Below are 20,105 nucleotides of genomic sequence, written 5' to 3' on the forward strand. Positions count from 1 at the left end.
GTACATTTGTGTATCTTAGTGAGGTGAAAATCAAAAATTTTCGAGGTTATGGGGAAAATCTCAACCGATCTGATCATTTTTTTGTGTTTGACGAATTAGATAACCCCCTTGTATTGTTTCATGGCTTTAACGGCCATGGAAAAACCTCGTTTTTTGAAGCTATAGAATGGTGTTTAACTGACACTGTAGCACGTTTAGAGAAACTTTATAAAGCTAATTTTGGCGGAGCTTATTCAGCAAACGATTTAAATAGAAGTCACTATTTCAAATTTTCTCCGAGTATTTCAAATCAAAGAAGAAGTTCTATAACAGATCGTGAGGTGGTTGTTGAGCTTTTATTTAATAATGGAACTAAAGTCATTAGGAAGAGCAACAGCCGAGTTTTAGCGATTAGTGATAGATCTAATTATACTTCTGAACTTGAATTCATTGAGAAAGATAAGGTTATTAGAAGGATCGATAATCAAGAGCTCTTAGAGTATTTGGTACCTCGCTCAAATGATCGTAGTAGTTTTATACAGGCACACGTTTTGGCCCAAGAGGGGATCACTGATTTTGTACGAAAAACTTCACCTGAAGAACGAAAGTCTTTGTTTATGCGTTATCTTCGACAAGAGGAGCTATCTAATCATATAGCTCAATTACGTTTTTACTTGAATGGAGGTAATGTTTTAGGAAAAAGAAGAAGTAGCTATGAAGGTAAAAAAACTGAATTAATCTCAAAGCAGCGTCAGATTAATGAGTTTTTGCGGAATATTGGTTACTCTAGTTTTGAAAGTTACAAGTCACAATTTCATTTGCTATATGAGAAACTTGTACCATTTATAAAGCGAAAGTCGCGTCTATCAAATATCCCGTTAGATTTGATTATACATGAACTTGAATTTCAATCAAAAGATTATTCCAGGTTGCTACGAGGTGCAGCACAATTGTATGAAAATACTAATGCAGAAAGGAATAAGTTTCAAAAGAGACATACTGAATTGCAAGTGATAAAAAATCACATTAATGCTTTAGAGTCTCTACAAGAAGCAGAAGAATGGGTACGAAAAGGAGAGCATACTCAATCTCTTGAAAGTCTAAATATTAGAGATATCCAATTAATAAACGAAGATATAAAAAAACAAAGATCGCATATTGACCTTACTAAACAGGAGATTGTCAATCGACTATCAAAAACAGTTGAATCCAAACAGTTATTTGAATCATTTTTAAGCTATATAGACAATATTAACAAAACTATTTCTTCCGAGCTATGGAGCGTAATTTATGAAGATTTTCAACGTTTTCAAATTTTTAAGGAAGAGTTTGATGGAATAATAGGACAACATAAAGCATCAATTCCTTTAAAGGATGAGACTCAATTAAAGGGTTGGCAAAAACGTTATCTTGAACTTAGTCATGAACGTCAACATTTAGTTAAAGAAATGGGACAAATTATCGAACACAAAGATAGTCTATCTTTATTGAATAGTCAATATCAACAAGTCTTAAATCAGGTAAAAGCTTATATCCATGATCACTCCAATTCTGTTACATCATGTCCTGTTTGCTTGAATGAAGATTTTACGTCAATGCGCTATACTAAAGAATTTCAATTAGATCCCGAAATTAGTATATCTTCTAAACTAATAACCATAATTGATAAAACCGTATCAAATGGTGATGAAAAACTCGATGAATTAATAAATAAGGAAAAATATATAAACACTGAATTAGCCAAAATTGTTGATTTTATAAACAAAGAAGTTATTGAACCATTACAAAGTTGGATGAAGTCTCTTCGGGAGCAATTTATTCTTTGTTATGATGAGGTTAAAAATAAGTTAGAACATCAACATAAAGAACTTCGCACTTCTGAAAATTATTTGATACAAAGAGAAAAGGAAATCTCAGAGATGTGGGAACAGATGAAAGTTTCATCCCGAGTATTATTTGGGGAAAGTATTGAATTAGAGGATATAAGTTTAGAAAACTTAAATCAAGTAGCGTTAAACAAAAAAAGATGGTTTGAAGAAAACTTTAAAAAAATAGGTTTCGAATATGTGCCTAGTTTACAAGAGATATCAAGTAAAATGCTTAAAATAAGAAGTGAAAAAGAAGTAGCTGACTACTATCCAAACAATAAAGATCAATTATATAAAAATCAATTATCAAATATACGGACTTTTTTGATGCTAGAGTTGCTAATTAATCACTTAGAAGAGTTTTTAAAACTTAAAGTGCCAGGGGAGTACGATGCATTTTTCTCGCGATACGAGCAATTGGATTCTGAGATAAATGAAGTAGAAGAAAAAATAAAATATATTGTTAGAAATAAAACAGAGGTAAAAACAAAATATGCAGAGCTTGTAGCAAAGCAAAATCATATTCTTGGTGATCAGCTACATGGACATCCAGTAATATCGTGGGTTTACGGTGCTATTAATCCACATACGCAATATAAAGATTTAAAAGTAATTGTTAATACAAATGGTACCCATTTTACAAGTGAAGAAATTCAAGGAGATTTATATTTGGATCAAATTTTTAGCCAAGCACAGTTAAACATATTGGCGCTAAGCACTTTTCTCGGTATTGGTCTCACTCAGAAATATAGTTCTTTGGATCAATTGTTTCTTGATGATCCAATTCAAAGTATGGATGATGTAAATGTGCTTGCATTCATAGACGTTCTTAGGGCAATTCTAGATTCCGAATCCAATAATAAACGTTTAATTATTTCTACTCATGATGATAGTTTTGCTGAGTTATTAGCTATTAAAATGAGAAATAAAAATGTGGTACAGTATCGTATAGAAGGGTATGGTCCAGAAGGACCTATAGTCGAAAAAAATAAATAAATTTATATGAAAAATTAATTAATATATATTTAATAGCAATTTGAGGCATTATCTCTATAAGAAAAAGCTCTAGTAGTGATTAAAGTTTTACCAAAATAAAAATGAGCATATGGAAAGGCTCAGCAACAAATGCTGGGTCTTTTCGTCATACTCTTTGCATTGATATAGCACACTTAGGAGGGGGAGTGCTAATTAGAATTCGAAAGCATTATGGTGATTTTTTTATTTATTTCAAATAAAATCTATTAATATAGACTAAACTTGAAATGCGAAACGCATATTCGCTATTAATGTAATGGGAATATTTGTTCTGATTAACTTACAGAAACAAATAACCATAAAGACGGAATGTTCACAATCATATCACACAAACTACTAAACAGGTGGCTAAAATATAAATGGGAAGCAGCCTCTGGTATGAGTCGTTTCAGCAGTACAACCAGTACCGTATCTCCACGTATCGTCGTTATCCCAGACTATGAAAAGGATGCGATCGTCGAATATATGGAACGTGGAGAAGTGTGCTGAATTATTTTAAGCAACAGAATTGATTTTCGATGAAAAGATGAAGCAACATGAATACATCAAAAAACTTACATAAGTCAGTGTGGTTACCCAAATTATAGATTTTAAGAAATGTTCATACAAAGTCTATTCCTGATATAAAATGAATATAAAACTTTCAACGGATGGGATAAACATAATTGTGGTGTGAAGCTAGAATAATATTTGATTCTTCCAAGTGCTACGTATCCACGTACCACATCCAGCATCATCCTTTGCTACACTTTGAATAAAAAGGAGATGATAACTTGGATATCCAACCTAAGATACTAAAGAGCGTGGAACATACAAATTCATCTGAAAATACAGCTGAAGAATACGAGAACTTGGTACAGCAAGAAGACGAACACATAGAGAGACTTAAAACATGCACAAAGCTCATTTGGGATGCGCTAGCTATTATTTCTCAAAAGGCAAGTGTACTGCACATGGAAACCGTCAAAGAAGCAGCAGACCATCTTCATATCATGGAACTGGATTTACGAAGAGAACTGTTTAAAGTTCGTTTGAAAAAAAGTATTTTGGCAAACAAAATGAAGCAAACCCAAGCATAGCAGCGGAGGGGACGGAATCGTTCTGAAGAAGCGGAGTGTTCGCCTTTGACCCCAGATTTTTACCGTTAAAATATTATCAAAAAATCTGGGGCAACAGCGATCGGAAGAATGATCCGTCCACGTAGCGTCCTTAGTTGCACTTACTTGCTCAATCCACCCAGTAATCAATTTTCTCAATAACCCGATATGACCTTCACGGTCTGATCGGGTTTTCTCATTTCAATCCCTCCATCCCACACATGAAATTTTCACTCCCTTCCAAACCACTTGCCACCCAGATAGTTACACCCACTCCCAACATCATGTATAGTAAAGTTATGGGAAATAAACATGAACCCGCATATGTTCTTGATCGCTTAGACGTACAATAAGAAACATGGCAAAAACGAGGAGGAACGTGATGATACATCCAACACAGATTCAGGATATGCTGCAAGCCGCGCTGGAGACGGGAGGGGATTTTGCAGAGGTGTTCGTCGAGGACCGTACCAATGGACAACTGGGCATGACCGGGGGCGTCGTGGATACGGCGCTGTCGGGCCGAGATTTTGGGATTGGCATTCGGATCATGAAGGAGCATTTTTCGGTGTATGCCTACACCAGCGATATGAGCGAACAGAGCCTGATCAGACTGGCCAAATCGGCCGCCAAGGCTATTCGCGGAGGTGGAGCGCCAGGTGCACACACGATTACACTTCATCCTCATGCGATCCCTAACCAACATCCGATTGCGATCATTCCTGACGGTTCACAGAAACGATCCAAGATCGACATGATGAGACGGGCGCATGAGGCGGCAATCCAATACGATCCTTCCATCACGCAAACCTCTGTTGGGATTAGCAACTCGATCCAGAACGTCTTAATCGCCAATAGCAACGGGCTGCTGGTGGAGGATACCCGTACGTATACACGCATGAGAATAAGCGCGATTGCGACGGATGGGGAGCATAGACAATCCGGATTCCGTGGGCCGGGAGCGTATGCAGGAACTGAATTTCTGGAAAATCTGAATATCGAAGAAAATGCCAGACACGCCGCCCGGATTGCGTCCACGATGGTGAAAGCGGGATATGCGCCTAGCGGCAGACTGCCTGTCGTGATAGAGAATGGCTTCGGCGGCGTCCTTTTTCACGAGGCGTGTGGACACGGGCTGGAATCTACGGCGGTGGCGCATGGAACTTCCGTGTTTGCCAATAAGATCGGACAGCAGGTGGCTTCACCGCTCGTCACAGCTATAGATGATGGAGCGATTCCGAATGCATGGGGCTCGCTCAATATCGATGATGAAGGGGCGCCAACACAGCGCAACGTATTGATCGAGAACGGCATTTTAAAAGGATATCTGATCGACCGCATGGGCTCGCGCCAGATGGGTGTACCTGCGACAGGGTCAGGACGAAGACAGTCCTATAAATTTGCGCCTGCGTCCCGTATGAACAATACGTTTATTGCGAATGGCGAGTCTACCCGTGAAGAGATCATTGCGAATACGGAGTACGGGATCTATGCCAAATCGCTGGGCGGTGGTTCGGTGAACACCTCGACGAGCGAGTTTAATTTTGCAGTTGAAGAGGCATACATGATTCGCAACGGCAAAATTGCTGAGCCGGTCAAAGGCGCAACGCTGATCGGCAAAGGGATTGAAACCCTGCAAAATATTGATATGGTCGGCAACAATCTGGATCATGGTCAGGGGATGTGCGGCTCGGTCAGTGGAAGTCTTCCGGTCAACTGCGGACAGCCGACGATTCGTGTGTCCGAAATGACCGTCGGTGGACGGAAGGGGGAATAGGCGATGAATATTCAGCAATTTCAGGAAGCGTTGTTCGCCAAAGGTCGGGAAATGGGCTATGCGGATATGGAAATCTACTATGTAAATGGACGTTCTACCTCGGTAAAGGTGCTAAAGGGAGAAATTGATCAATATACCATCGTTGAAAACGGCGGACTTTCCTTCCGGGGCGTCATTAACGGGAAAATGGGTTATGCCTCTACGGAGAAGCTGGAGCCCGACGTGATCGATTTTTTATTGGAAGAAGCTCGCAGCAACGCTGACATATTGGAGAGCGAGGAACAGGATGAGCTGTTCGCAGGCTCTGAGAGCTATCCTGAGCAGCCTGCCTATGCCTCAGCGTTGGCCGACGCAGCTCCTGAGATTCTGATCGAAGCAGCACTAGAAATGGAGCGTACAGCGCTTGCCGCAGATCCAAGGATTGTGATGGCTCGGCATTGCTCGGTCAGCATTCGTGAAAATGAGGTCCTGATTGTGAACACTAAAGGACTGCACTGCCATCGTCGCAAAAGTCTGGCGACCGCTTATGTGTATGTAATTGCAGCAGACAACGACGAGACCGTTACCGGGGGTTGGCATGATTATTCCCTGCGGAGCGTGGAGGAAATCGATATTGTGGATGTGGCGCATAAAGCCGTAAAAGAGGCGGTTTCCAAGCTGGGTGCGCACACGATCCAATCGGATAACTATCCGGTCATTTTCCGTCATGATGCAGCAGCGCAATTGCTGGCTGCGTATACGTCGGTATTTTCAGCGGAGTCAGTGGATAAAGGCTTTTCACGCTTGGCTGGGAAACTGGGGCAAAAGGTGGCAAGCGAGCGTATTACGCTGATTGATGATCCGCTAATGAAAAATGTTCCGGCAGGCAGCACGTTTGATGCTGAAGGCAGTGCGACACGCCGCAACGAGATCATCAAAGATGGTGAACTACGGACGTATTTCCATAACCGCAAGACGGCCCGCAAGGCAGGGGTACAGAGTACCTCTCATGCTTCCAAAGGTAGCTATAACGGTAAAATTGGGGTGTCGTATCATAATCTGTACGTGGCTCCAGGCACGTCAACATTGGAAGACATGATTCGCAAGACGGATCGCGGGCTGATGATCGTCGAGCTGCAAGGACTGCATGCAGGTACGAATGCGGCGTCTGGTAATTTTTCGCTAGCTTGTCTGGGCTACTGGATTGAGCAAGGGCAAGTGGTCAGAGCGGTCAATCAGATTACGGTATCAGGTAACTTCTTTGACGTACTACAGCAGGTAGAGGAAGTTGGCAACGATTTGCGTTTTACGGGAAGCTGCACTTCTCCTTCGCTCAAGCTGGCTGCACTCTCGATTTCAGGCTCGTAATGGCTGGAGAAGCCTTCTTTTTTCAGACTCATGTCCTGTTTCTGACGTTCCGATTGCCTGGTGATTACAGATGCCTGATGCATCAGGGTATGGTAAAGTAGGAGAAAGTCTTTGAAATATGAAAAAAAGGCTTGGTTACAGCACCGCGACAGGGTATTATAGACAATAATATATTCGAAAAAAGGTTCGAATTGAATTTTTATTGGGGGATGTATATGAGATATATAAGCACTAGAGGTCGAGTAGAAGCCAAGGGATTTATTGATACCGTGCTCATGGGGTTAGCTGACGATGGAGGTCTGATGGTACCGGAGCAGATTCCGACCGTGTCGGGAGCTACGCTGGAGCAATGGGCTACATTGAGCTACAGAGAGCTGCTGCTGGAAGTTTTTGCGCTGTATATCAATGATGAGATTCCTCGTGAAGATTTGGAACAACTGGTGGAGCGCAGCTATGCGAGCTTCCGTCATCCGGAAGTTACGCCAGTGAAGAAGATCAACGATTCCCTGTCTATTTTGGAGCTGTTCCATGGACCTACGTTCGCGTTCAAGGATGTGGCGCTGCAATTTATGGGTGAATTTTATTCCTACGTGTCCAAAAAGCAGAATGAAATCATTCACATTTTGGGTGCAACCTCAGGCGATACCGGGGCGGCAGCCATTCAGGGCGTACGAGGCAAGGAAGGCATCAAAATCTGTATTTTGCATCCGCATCAAAAAGTGAGCAAGGTACAAGAACTGCAAATGACGACGGTAGACGATGAGAACGTGCTGAATCTATCTGTAAAAGGGAACTTTGACGATTGTCAAAAAGTGATTAAGGACCTGTTTGCAGATTTGGACTTCAAAGCCAAACATCATCTGCGGGCGATTAACTCGATTAACTTTGTGCGTATTTTGGCGCAGACGGTATATTACTTCTATGCTTATTTCCGGGCGCAGGAGTCATCGGGTGCAAAGAAGATCAATGTCAGCGTGCCTTCCGGCAACTTTGGCAATATCTTTTCTGGCTTTCTCGCAAAGAAAATGGGTCTGCCAATCCATAAGCTGATCATTGCCACGAACGAAAATAATATTTTGGAGCGCTTCGTGAAGACAGGCGAATATAAGCCAGGAGACTTCAAAAGCACATACAGTCCTTCGATGGACATTCAAGTGGCAAGCAATTTCGAAAGATACCTGTACTACTTCCTCGGAGAGGATGCAGCCAAGGTATCTGAATACATGAATAAGCTCAAAACCGAGGGACGGATTGTGATCGGGGCAGAGGATTTGAAACGGGTACAGCAGGATTTTGAAGCGCTTGGTGCTTCGAATGAGCAGTGTCTGGAGCTGATCAAAAAATACAAGGCTGAATACGATTATTTGCTCGATCCGCATACAGCTTGCGGTATTGCCGCGTATGAGGCGTATAATGGCGCAGGCGAAGTCTGTGTGACCTTCGCGACAGCACATCCGGCCAAATTCGATGAGGCGATCCGTCTGGTGGATATTAAGCAGGAGTTCCCGGCGCAAATTGAGCAATTGTTCTCCAAGCCGCAGCACCAGCAGGTGGTAGAGCATGACGAGGCCGAAATTGTGCGTCAGCTTGAAGCCTTTTATATGTAACAGAATATTTCCGTAACGGTGAGTGGTTACATTCTTGCGGATGAGAAAAGAGGCTGCGCCCTGTGCGCTAGCCTCTTTTTTTATAATCCATATTTTCCAGATATGATGTATGTTTTAGTTTCAATTTGTTCACATATTAATGCCATATCGAGTAAGGTGTTAGAGCTTGGAAAATCGTGAAAAAAGCCCGTAAATCAAGGGTTTTGGCTTTAGGAATATAACAGGCAATGGTAGGTTCATAGAGTTATTTAATGAAGGATACAAAAATCTTTTATAGGCGATTTTGATGTATTATTATAAAAAATCATGTATAGTAAACTAAATTTTATGAATACATAAAGTTCCACTCTCGAGGGGGCAGAATAAAGTCATTCCGTCATTTAACAGAGGGGCTAATTATAAAAGGGGTGTATTAAATAATGACCATGATCCGTCCAGAGCAGAGTCAACAAGCAGCAGCCGAATATGTGCAGTCCGTTTTTGAGAAGGTTATCGCGCGCAATCCTCATGAGAATGAATTCCATCAGGCCGTCAAGGAAATTTTGGATTCGCTAATTCCGGTATTGGCTAAGCATCCTAAGTATATGCAGCAGGGGCTTTTGGAGCGGCTGGTGGAGCCAGAACGTGTCATTACCTTCCGTGTACCTTGGGTAGACGATGCAGGCAATGTACAGGTCAACCGTGGCTTCCGCGTACAGTTTAACAGTGCGATTGGTCCTTATAAAGGTGGACTTCGTTTCCATCCGTCCGTGTATCTGGGTATCGTCAAATTTTTGGGTTTTGAACAAATTTTCAAAAATGCGTTGACGGGTCTTCCCATCGGTGGTGGTAAAGGCGGTTCGGATTTTGACCCCAAAGGTAAATCAGATAACGAAGTGATGCGTTTTACACAAAGCTTTATGACCGAGCTGTATAAATATATCGGCCCAGACGCCGACGTTCCCGCAGGGGATATTGGCGTAGGTGGCCGTGAGATCGGTTACATGTTCGGGCAGTACAAGCGAATTCGCGGAGGACATGAGGGCGGCGTCCTGACGGGTAAAGGGATTCATTACGGAGGTAGTCTCACACGTACGGAGGCAACTGGTTACGGTTGTGTGTATTTTGTCAACGAGATGCTACAAGCTCAAGGTTTGTCCTTTGAAGGACAACGTGTCGTTGTGTCGGGCTCGGGTAACGTATCCATTTATGCGATTGAAAAAGCTCAGCAGCTCGGTGCTACAGTCGTAGCATGTAGCGACTCGAATGGTTATGTTTATGATCCAGACGGTATTGATCTCAAGCTGGTGAAGCAGCTTAAAGAAGTGAATCGTCTGCGAATTAGCGAGTATACGAAAGAGCGTCCAGGCGCAATCTATACAGAAGGCTGTTCGGGGATCTGGTCGATCCCATGCGACATCGCACTGCCATGCGCCACACAGAATGAAATTGACGAGCAAGCAGCTCAGCTGCTGGTAAGCAATGGCGTAAAAGCTATAGGCGAAGGTGCCAATATGCCATCCTCGCTACAGGCCATTGAAGTGTTTTTGGGCAATGGAGTTCTGTTTGGACCAGCGAAAGCTGCCAATGCAGGCGGAGTAGCGGTCTCGGCGCTCGAAATGTCGCAGAACAGCATGCGTCTGTCATGGACCTTTGAAGAAGTGGATGCCAAGCTGCATGATATTATGAAAAATATCTATGCTAACAGTGTGAAGGCGGCTGAGGAATACGGCGTGCCAGGCAATCTGGTGGTCGGAGCGAACATCGCCGGATTTGTGCGTGTAGCTGATGCTATGCTGTCTCACGGGATTATTTAACTCAAGGCCACAATTCCTTTTCTCAACTGTACAATGATTAATAACCTAGCTAATAAAAGCAAACTTGAAGCTGAGCGGCTCCGTGGGAGTCGCTCAGCTTTTATTTGGAATGAGGCACTTTATTTTTCTCAGGGACTTGATTTATTGTTAAAGAGGATGTATATTACTTGATAGATCAATAATTGATGGATCAAAGGTTGAATCACGAGACCCAGCGATATGCTAAAGGGAGGAGAGATTGATATCACCCAGACACCATCCGAAGCTGAGTATATTTTTGATATGCTGTTGCTGCTGAACAAGCAGATTAGCTCCAAGTTTGAGCGATGTGCAGGGATCAGCGCATCCAGATTGCAGTTGTTATGCAAGTTGTATCAAGTGGAGGAGATTAGCCAAACGCTGCTGCAAAAAGAGGTTGGCATCGACGGTGCGGCCGTAACGCGCCATTTGAAACAACTGGAGGCGGCTGAAATGGTCACACGACGCACGAAGCCAGAGGACAACAGGGTTACTTTGGTAAGACTGACCGATTATGGACGTGCGCGTATTGTCATCTTTAAGCAGGAGCGCTCGCAGTTTGTAGCTCAGCTGTTACAGAGCTTTGACGAGACGCAGCGGAATCAACTAGCCGATATGCTGCAAGTGATGAATAGTCATATATCCAGTATGGACTGACAACATTGTCATATTACGATTACCCACAGAGGAACAAAGGAGAGATTGGAATGAGTAATACGAATACATCCAATATTGTAAAAACGAATGATTTTAAGGAAATCGCACTGGGACGCCGTTCGGTAAAAGTATACGATCCGTCCGTGAAGATTAGCCGCGAGGAAATGACAGAGATTCTAACGGAAGCTACACGCGCCCCATCTTCCATTAACCTGCAACCTTGGCGTTTCCTTGTTATTGATAGCCCAGAAGGTAAAGCAACCCTGGCGCCATTGGCTCGTTTTAACCAACGTCAAGTGGAGACCTCTTCGGCAGTGATCGCTGTGTTTGGGGATCTGAACAACTTTGATAATTTCGAACAAATCTTCGGAGAAGCTGTAGAACTGGGCTATATGCCACAAGACATTAAAGAAATGCAACAGGAAAAGGTAACAGCCCATTTTGCTGCCCTTGATCCAGTTGTGAACAGAGAAACGGTCCTGATCGACGGTGGATTGGTGTCTATGCAGCTTATGCTGGTGGCACGTGCTCATGGGTACGACACTAATGCTATCGGCGGTTATGAAAAGGATAAAATTGCTGAAGCCTTTGGTATGGACAAAGATCGTTATGTCCCTGTTATGCTCATTTCGATGGGTAAAGGAATCAACGAGGGTCATCCGTCCACACGTCTACCAATTGATCAAATTGCACAGTGGAAATAAGTTGAGTTAACATCTATACGCAACATAAAATATAAGCAACATAAAAAAACAGGTGGAGCAAGGACATCCCTTTGCTCTCACCTGTTTTTTATTTGCCTGGATGCAATGTAGATCCGGGGCTTGATGACGTGTCGATCCTCTGGTTATTTTTGTACTATATTCGCTCCCGACGTCTGTGTTGGGTCAGCGGGGTCATTCTGAGTAGGATGGTAGCGCTTGGGCCATATAATCTGGTGCGAAGTATGGCTAAGCTCCTCATAAAATAACAGGCCTTTCTTGAATAGGCGTATGACCAGATGGAAAAAGAACCATCCGTTCATCACCAACAGCACAAGGCTGATCATAACATTTATCCAAGGAGACAGATGAGATCCCAGTACAGATCCACCTAGCACGTAATTCAGTCCAAAATACAACCAATACAAGAGACTGTAGCGCTTAATGAGCTCCCACAAGGAAACTCGTTGTCCTCTCCCTGAAAGGTGAATGCGTACCAGCCACTTCCCTGGAGTTCGTCCATTCGTTAGGTAAGGAACCACCATAAAGTATATCCCGCTGGAAACCCAGAAAGCAGCAGACACATGCATGGACTCCATAATGCCGAGCAACCCCGTCCAAAGGATAGAATCCACTAAAAAGGCTACTCCTCGTCTTGTATAGGACACCCGTTTGGTCGTAATGTCCAAGTGCTTGTCCAGATGTTCCAAACGGGGAAGGAAGCGTGAGAACCATTCGCCGAGCAGAAAGCCCAGCATACCGCCCAATGTGTTAGCCATCAGATCATCCACGTCAAACACACGATACGCATGGTCAAAAAATCCATACAATCCTGTCAACTGTGTCACCTCAAAGAAGAGGGACAAGGTGAAGGACAGAATGAGACACCATCTCCATCGTGCACGGAAATAATAACGTAAGAACATACCGAAAGGCATGGTCATCATCACGTTAAAAACCACTTGCAGAAAAGCACGCTCCTTCAGCAAATGAACATAACTGGAGGGATGAGCAGGTGAAACGGATGTTTCTCTTATAATGTCTTGCACGAACTGCAAGGGCATCAATTGCAACGCTCCCCCGGCCAAGGCTGCATTATGACGCGATGCTGGAAGCGGTAGTATGACCAAAAAGAAGGCGTTCATCAAGTATAGCAGCATCAAGTAAAGCAACCACGCTCTAGCCTTGTGAATATAGCCATGTCTGCGATATTGCACGATGAGAAATGGTAGTGTAAACAGTAACGCAGCAACAGGGAAGGCTAGAAAAGCATATGAAACTGGAAACAGATACGATTGAATCATGAGCTGTTTAAGCCTGCTTTCTCCGGAACTTCACCAAAGACCAGATGATCAAAAATGCCATGAACGCCACGCATACGCTGATACTGATCCGATTTTGCGGGTCAATCAAGAACAGGAAGGCAATGACCCATAGGCATCCCACTGTTACCGCCGTTATATAAGGGTATCCCCATATCTTGAAAGTAGGCTCTACTGGATAAGATTTGCGCAGTTTCAATTGGGACAGGCAGATACAGCTCCAGACAAGCAGCACGACAAAGCCAGGTACAGCCATCAAAATACGGAACAGCCCGTCCTGAGCGACGTATGCGACCATGGAGCCAACAATCAGGATGACTGCGCACAGTTTGAGACTGTTCACCGGAACTCCATTTGAAGACAGGCGCGCGAGTGACTTGGGACCTTCTCCATTAATCGCCAGCGAATGGAGCATGCGTGTAGCCCCGTAAATTCCCGAATTGGCGGCAGACAGTACAGCAGTGATCAGAATAAAGTTCATGACATGAGCTGAGCCTTGAAGCCCTACAGAAGACAATACCTGTACAAACGGGCTGGTACTTGCATCCAATTGGTTCCAGGGAATCAAGCCACAAATAATGAGAATTGGCAGCGTATAGAACAAAACAACGCGAAGAATAAAACTTTTAACCACTTTAGGCAGTACCTTTTCTGGATTTTCAGTCTCCGTCAACGTCAATCCGATCAGCTCAGACCCTCCGTAAGAAAAGGTAACGACCAGCAACGCCGAAAAGATAGCCAGCCAGCCATTGGGGAGAAACCCGCCGTGCTGCGCGTAGTTGCTCAGATAAGGTGGAGTTTCAGTGGGAATAATTCCGAATAGTATACAGCCACCCAAGGCGATAAAGATAATAATCATGGCGATCTTAATACCCGCCAGCCAAAATTCCAGCTCCCCTAAACCACCGACACTCAGCATGTTGACGACAATAATGAAAGCCGCACTTGCTAAACTGAGGAGCCATAGAGGAACATCTGGCAACCAATATTGCAGAAAGCTTCCAGCAGCAATGACCTCAATGACACAGACGGCCAGCCACATGAAGCAATACAACCAGCCGATAATGAAGGAAAGTCGCTCTCCAAAAGCCTTGCGAATAAAATCCTTCATATTCATGTTGGGGTAGACCGTCGCCATCTCGGCAATCGCTCCCATAACGACCAGGAGCAGAAGTCCTGCAAAGACATAGGACAAAATAACTCCAGGTCCTGCCAAGCTAATCGTTTCGGTACTTCCTTTAAAAATACCCGTCCCGATGACTCCACCCATAGCCATAAAGGTAATATGCCGTGGTCGAAGCTTTTTGTGTAAAGTTGCTTCATTTGATTTCAATATGAAATCCTCCTTCATCATAGTGTATAGCTTCAGCATAGCCCAAGCAGGGTTACTTCAATTAGACTTATACTACATGAAAATATCCAATTAGGAAATGAAAGAAATAGGATCTGGTAGGGAGAATGACATAGATAGGGGACAAACTGGTGAACAGAGGCAGAATGATATCGTTGACGATTGTTGTATTATGATATCATTCTGTCTTTATGATATATAATGAGGTTGGTTTGAAAAAAAGTATGATATTTAAGAAGCGGAGGCTTGGATACGTGAAGCAGGATCGGCAAAAACAGACAGGTTCCCATACCGGGATGAGCAAGGGGCATGAAGCTGATGAGCTGAACAAGCTGCTGTCCGTATGGCTTCATTCGTCGATCCGTGTCATGGATGTCCGGCACATTCGACTGGAAGCGGAAGAGCCGGTTCAACCCTATCGTCTCCCAGCGCATGCTTTTGTGTTTATGCTACAAGGTAGCGTACGCTTGGCTGGTGATTGGGAGGATGAATCCCATTCAGGGTATGTACTGCATGGCAGCAAAGGCTTTGAACTGAATATAAAGCCCGCGTCATGCGGGATCGAATATATTCTTGTTCTATATAAAGCAAACTCTTTTTCGGGAAACACGGTGTACAATCATCCTTCGATAGCTTATGGTTTCAGACCGTCCTATCCGGTTATACTATATCAAAAGCTGCAACTACTGGCGGACGCCTGGCAGGATCAAGAGACGTTATCGAAGATTCAGGCTCAGGGTCGGTTCTATGATTTTGCATATGAATGTATGCGTCAATGGCAGGAGCCGCAGGCTCGGACTTCCACGCGGGATGTCGTGGCACAGACAATTCGATTTATGCAGGCTCATTATGCGGAATCCATCACACTGGAACGTCTGGCCGGATTATTGGAATGCAGCCCGCGACACCTGACCCGATTATTTAAAAAACAAACGGATTGCAGCCCGATTATGTATCTGATTCAATTACGGATGGACAAGGCGAAGGAGCTTTTGCGGAAGACGGATGCCACTTTACAGGATATTGCTGTGAGTGTGGGGTATCCGGATGTGTATTTCTTTAGCCGGGCATTCAAAAAATATACTGGTGTATCCCCGGTTCATTATCGGGACAGCTTATATTCATCTGCTTTTATTAGTAATATGCGTCTGGATAATCCATCAAGCATGTCTGAATGTTCCATTGATTCGAAAAGTGGCGCCCTGCATACTGTTATTGAGGATAATAATCATTATCAAAATCATGATGAAGGGATTTTACGAATGAATAGAAACGCAAAGCATTCCATGGCATTTATTTTATTGCTTAGTTTTACCCTGCTGCTGAGCGCATGCTCAGACTCATCCAGTCCTGCGGCAACCGATGGCGCTTCGCAAGGGAACAATAATACATCAGCGGAACCAACATCACAGGAAAGGGTGCTGAAGGATGCACTTGGGCATGAGGTGAAGGTTCCGGCTCAGCCTCAGCGTGTGCTCGCTTCTTATCTTGAGGATCATCTGGTAGCGTTGGGTGTTAAACCGGTAGCCCAATGGTCGGTAGGTAAAAATTCAGTTCAAGCTTACCTGCAAAAAGAATTGAAGGATGTTCCTGCGATCGCTTCAGATCTTCCGTTCGAGGCGGTTCTGAACTTCAAACCTGATCTGATCATTATGGACAGTGCGAGTATGGTCGAAGGTGACAAATATGATCAATACTCCAAAATTGCTCCGACCTATGTTGTAGGTAGTAATATGAATAATGATTGGCGCCAAGAGCTGCTGACCGTGGGTGAGGTGCTGAATAAGAGCAGTGAAGCGAAGCAGGCATTGAGCGAGTACGATAAAAAAGCAGCAGAAGCGAAAGCCAAGCTAAGTCAGAAGGTAGGACAAAAAACCGCTGCGGCATTGTGGGTAACGGATAAAAACGTATATGTGGTGAACCAGAATCTATCCAGCGGTGATGTATTGTACAAGGATTTGGGATTCAAGATTCCACAGGTTGTACAGGAGATTTCCAAAACAGCCAAGGCGAACTGGAGTAACTTATCCCTGGAAAAACTGGCTGAGCTGGACGCTGATTATATCTTTATCGTGAATAGCAAAAATGTGAGCAAGGATGAGATTATTAAAGATCCAGTCTGGGCAGGAATTCCGGCAGTTAAAGAAGGGCACGTATACGATTTTGGTAAGGATTCCAGCTGGTTGTATACAGGTACAATCGCAAACAGTCAAATGATTGACGATGTTCTGAAAAATGTAATGAAGTAAGCAAAACGGTAATCAAAAAACGCTGCTCATCTTGACGACAGTATGTCGCAGGAAGGAGAGCGTTTTTTTATATAAAAAGATGCCTGCAAAGGGCAGACATCTGGTTTATTTTCGATATTAGGATTGCGGAGATACCAGGATTTTAACCTGATTTTTCTCTTTCAGGAGACCTTCAAAGCCTTGCTCGATCACTTCTTCGAGCTTAATACGTTTGGTCACAAGTTTGTCAGCAGGGAAATATCCTTTTTCCATCAAGCTGATGACAGCCGGGAATACATCGCGGTAGCCGATAATACCAGTCAGATTGCGTTCTTTCATGACAATATTGTTCGGTTTGATTGGAGCTTCTTTTTCAAAAATGCTGACGATCATGATTTGTCCGCTGATTTTAGTGGATTCAATCGCTTGAGTCAGCACAGGAGGTACTCCAGTGACTTCATAGGCTACATCTACGCCACCGTTGGTCCGTTTGTGCAGCTCTTCCACTACGTCATAAGTCTTAGGATCAAGCACGATAGCACCCAGCTCTTCAGCTTTAGCTTTACGCTCTTCGGAAAGCTCTACCGCATAAATCTCAGACGCGCCTGAAGCTTTCAACGCTTCAATTACGAGCAATCCGATAGGACCAGCGCCAAATACGACAGCTTTGTCGCCGACTTTCAGTTGGCTTTGACGTACAGCATACAAAGCAACGGCCGAAGGCTCTACCAAAGCGCCTTGCTCGAAAGATACGCTTTCTGGAATTTTGTGAACCATGTGCTCGTCAGCTGCCACATATTCAGAAAATCCACCGCCGCCGCCTGCCAAACCGAGGAAGCCCATTTTATCGCAAAGGTTATATTTGCCTTGTTTACATGCATCACATTCTCCACATGCAAAAACGGGTTCAACGACTACACGGTCGCCAACCTGAATTTTGGTTACGCCTTCACCGATTTCAACGACTTGTCCAGAAAATTCATGTCCCATCACGACCGGAGCTTTTTCACCAGTCAATGGATGCTGAGCATTTTCAGGAATGAAGATCGGTCCTGCTACATATTCGTGAAGATCACTTCCGCAAATACCACACCATTCGACTTTGATTTTTACTTTTCCGGGAAGAGCAGCGGGCTGCTCAATGTTTTCCAAACGTAAATCTTTTACTCCATGCCATCTCAATGCTTGCATGTTTTGTCATCTCCTTGATGATTATATGATCATTGCCGCTATAAAAGTGAATGAATTAGGAAACGTTTCCGAAAAATAATATGTCACAATTTTTACACATTGTCAAACCAAATTAATGCAAAAAGCACTTGATTTTTTTGTGAATATAATCACTTGTGACTATGGCGCTATATTTGACTCATTGCTTAGTACAAAAGAATTTTTGCGAATTTTGCAAGTGAAGCAGAGGCTAGAAGAAAACGAATTCAATTTTTAGAGACCCATTCTGTGGTATAATATCTATATTAGAGAGTTTATGTGCATAGAGAGAAAACGATTCCGAGCGTGAAAGGATTTTGGGTGTGTCAGAGCAAAAGAAAGTAACCATAGAGGATGTAGCCAAGCGGGCAGGGGTCGGTATTGCGACTGTCTCTAGGGCTATTAATGATAGTGAGGGCATCAGCCCCAAGACGAAAGCATTTATTTTGCAAGTAATTGAAGAAATGGGCTTTACGCCCAATACCTCGGCTCAGAGTTTAAAGGTGCGGCAGACACGGCAAATTGCGTTGGCTGTACCGGATATTCGGAACGCGATCATTCCAGAGATTGCTTGGTCTGTAGAACAGGCTGCCAAGCAGCACGGTTATCGTGTCGTGCAGATCAATACGGCCGGGAATGCCAGAATGGAGCTTGAAACGGTGCGTGAGGTTAAGAAGCTGCATGTAGACGGACTTATCATTATGCCGCTGGCATATCCTAAAATGCTGGTAGACCTGATTAATAAAGCCAGCGTTCCGGTGTCGATTATTAACTATGGTAAGAAGCTGGGTGAAGACGTTAAGGCGGATATCGTCAGTTTGGCTCGGCAAGAGGGAAGACTTGTGATGGAGCATTTGCTTAAAATCGGGAGAACGAGAATTGCTTATGCAGGTGCGGCGAAGGACAAAATCGAAGAGAGATACTTTGCTTACGAGCAGTCTCTCCAGCATGTGGACCCTTCACTGGTGTATTTTGGCGATGACTTTTCCTTCGAGACTGGGCTACGGGCAGCCGATTATTTTTACAGCTTGAAAAATATGCCGGATGCCATTTATGCAGTTAATGATATGGTGGCCATAGGAATCGTAAACCGCTTTAAGGATTTGGGTGTAAAAGTACCGCAAGAGGTTGCAGTGGTTGGTATTGACAACAATTTGTGGGCGACCGTAACGACCCCACAGATCAGCTCAGTTTCTATTATGGGGGAAGAGGTGGCACGCCTGGCTGCGGAACTGCTGCTTAAGCGAATTCAGGACCAGACCGTGGGAGATTATGAGCGTGTACAGTTCGAGCCTCGTTTGATCGTCAGGGAATCCAGCGTCTCTGTGATCCGTAAGCCTACGGTTGGGCGTGACGAGTAGAAGATAAGTCTAGATCTGAATCCTGCTCCGTCATACCAATAGATGAGCGGTCGCAGGTGTAAAAGGTGTGGATAGGAGAGTGGATTCGTGTCAAAAGGTAGCGTGTTTGTTTCTGTAGCTTGTACTATACTATTGCTGGCTGTAATCATAGGGTGTACTCCCCATGCTGACCCTGCGGCGCCGTCTGGAGCAAGCAATGAGGTGTCTAAGCAAAGCGCAGTCAGTACGCAGCGTGCCCAGCAAAGTAAAGAGGAGCTTGTGCTGTCCTTTTATAAGGATTCCTCTCTCAGTGATGAAGTAAAGGTACGTCACATTACGGACCAATTGGCAGGTATTGATTGGAGGAAGATGAACGAAATCAGTGAACATCAAAGCATGGAAATTATCGAATATTTGTATAAGCAGCGTGCTTTGATTCCTTCGGAAAGTTTCCCCAATGTGATTAAGGGCACTGCTGGCTTGGACGGAGCGCTAACTGAAAGCTATGATGCACTTATGGGAGATTTGTTTACAAGAGACAGAACTGCGATGACCCGAGCATTGGCAAATATGGACAAAGCCAACCGTGTACAAGGTATAGGGGGCATTGGGTATGCTCTCAGCTATAGCGACCCCAAGGAAGTCAAGAAAGAGATTCAACAATGGCAGGCTGGGCAACAGCTTACTACGGCAGAGAAGGATGTTATTCGTGCCCTGTTCGCCAAGCTGGATAATCCCTATTGATGCTGAATGAGTGATGAGCTTTGCCTCGA

The 20,105-nt window shown here is 43.9% G+C and carries 14 protein-coding genes; 11 read left to right on the top strand and 3 right to left on the bottom strand.

Annotated features, from left to right (window positions below; genetic code table 11):
- Positions 1–8: 8 nt before the first annotated feature.
- The 8 genes from BN1546_RS19040 (at position 9) to BN1546_RS19075 (ending at position 11,885) form a co-directional block, all read left to right on the top strand.
- Positions 9–2,843, top strand: a complete 2,835-nt coding sequence (locus tag BN1546_RS19040; RefSeq protein ID WP_090738585.1) for an AAA family ATPase — start codon at positions 9–11, stop codon at positions 2,841–2,843.
- 812 nt (positions 2,844–3,655) lie between these two features.
- Positions 3,656–3,961, top strand: a complete 306-nt coding sequence (locus BN1546_RS19045; protein WP_063213714.1) for a hypothetical protein — start codon at positions 3,656–3,658, stop codon at positions 3,959–3,961.
- A 400-nt stretch (positions 3,962–4,361) separates the two neighbouring features.
- A complete protein-coding gene (locus tag BN1546_RS19050; RefSeq protein WP_090738586.1) occupies positions 4,362–5,756 on the top strand; it encodes a TldD/PmbA family protein in 1,395 nt (464 codons plus the stop codon).
- A gap of 3 nt (positions 5,757–5,759) precedes the next feature.
- Complete coding sequence (locus tag BN1546_RS19055) at positions 5,760–7,103, top strand: TldD/PmbA family protein (protein WP_090738587.1); 1,344 nt, start codon at positions 5,760–5,762, stop codon at positions 7,101–7,103.
- Between the two features lie 215 nt (positions 7,104–7,318).
- The gene (gene thrC / locus BN1546_RS19060; protein ID WP_090738588.1) at positions 7,319–8,710 is read left to right on the top strand and encodes a threonine synthase; all 1,392 of its coding nucleotides are present in this window, start codon (positions 7,319–7,321) and stop codon (positions 8,708–8,710) included.
- 419 nt (positions 8,711–9,129) lie between these two features.
- Entirely contained in the window at positions 9,130–10,506 is a 1,377-nt protein-coding gene (gene gdhA, locus BN1546_RS19065; protein WP_058830035.1) for an NADP-specific glutamate dehydrogenase, read from the top strand.
- 282 nt (positions 10,507–10,788) lie between these two features.
- Positions 10,789–11,181, top strand: coding sequence for a MarR family winged helix-turn-helix transcriptional regulator (locus BN1546_RS19070; RefSeq protein ID WP_058830147.1), 393 nt, complete (start codon positions 10,789–10,791; stop codon positions 11,179–11,181).
- A 50-nt stretch (positions 11,182–11,231) separates the two neighbouring features.
- Positions 11,232–11,885, top strand: coding sequence for a nitroreductase family protein (locus BN1546_RS19075; protein ID WP_025679299.1), 654 nt, complete (start codon positions 11,232–11,234; stop codon positions 11,883–11,885).
- A 143-nt stretch (positions 11,886–12,028) separates the two neighbouring features.
- Here BN1546_RS19075 and BN1546_RS19080 read toward each other — a convergent pair whose 3' ends face one another.
- Both BN1546_RS19080 and BN1546_RS19085 read right to left on the bottom strand, forming a co-directional pair.
- Complete coding sequence (locus BN1546_RS19080; RefSeq protein WP_058830034.1) at positions 12,029–13,186, bottom strand: VanZ family protein; 1,158 nt, start codon at positions 13,184–13,186, stop codon at positions 12,029–12,031.
- Positions 13,187–13,193: 7 nt separating this feature from the next.
- On the bottom strand, positions 13,194–14,537 hold the full coding sequence (locus BN1546_RS19085) for an amino acid permease (RefSeq protein WP_013372423.1): 1,344 nt from the start codon (positions 14,535–14,537) through the stop codon (positions 13,194–13,196).
- A gap of 272 nt (positions 14,538–14,809) precedes the next feature.
- On the opposite strand from BN1546_RS19085, the gene BN1546_RS19090 reads away from it, so the two are divergent.
- Positions 14,810–16,804 carry an AraC family transcriptional regulator gene (locus tag BN1546_RS19090; protein ID WP_090738589.1) on the top strand — a complete coding sequence of 665 codons (1,995 nt, stop codon included), beginning with the start codon at positions 14,810–14,812 and terminating at the stop codon, positions 16,802–16,804.
- Between the two features lie 117 nt (positions 16,805–16,921).
- Here the strand turns inward: BN1546_RS19090 and BN1546_RS19095 are convergent, their stop codons facing one another.
- The gene (locus BN1546_RS19095; protein ID WP_090738590.1) at positions 16,922–17,974 is read right to left on the bottom strand and encodes a 2,3-butanediol dehydrogenase; all 1,053 of its coding nucleotides are present in this window, start codon (positions 17,972–17,974) and stop codon (positions 16,922–16,924) included.
- 341 nt (positions 17,975–18,315) lie between these two features.
- Here BN1546_RS19095 and BN1546_RS19100 point away from each other — a divergent pair, with 341 nt between their 5' ends.
- Together BN1546_RS19100 and BN1546_RS19105 are read left to right on the top strand one after the other, a co-directional pair.
- On the top strand, positions 18,316–19,353 hold the full coding sequence (locus BN1546_RS19100) for a LacI family DNA-binding transcriptional regulator (protein WP_013372419.1): 1,038 nt from the start codon (positions 18,316–18,318) through the stop codon (positions 19,351–19,353).
- 87 nt (positions 19,354–19,440) lie between these two features.
- Positions 19,441–20,076 (top strand): hypothetical protein, encoded by a 636-nt coding sequence (locus BN1546_RS19105; RefSeq protein WP_090738591.1) that lies wholly within the window; start codon positions 19,441–19,443, stop codon positions 20,074–20,076.
- Positions 20,077–20,105: the final 29 nt, after the last annotated feature.

Source organism: Paenibacillus sp. Mc5Re-14, from assembly GCF_001049835.1.
Classification (GTDB): Bacteria; Bacillota; Bacilli; order Paenibacillales; family Paenibacillaceae; genus Paenibacillus; species Paenibacillus polymyxa_C.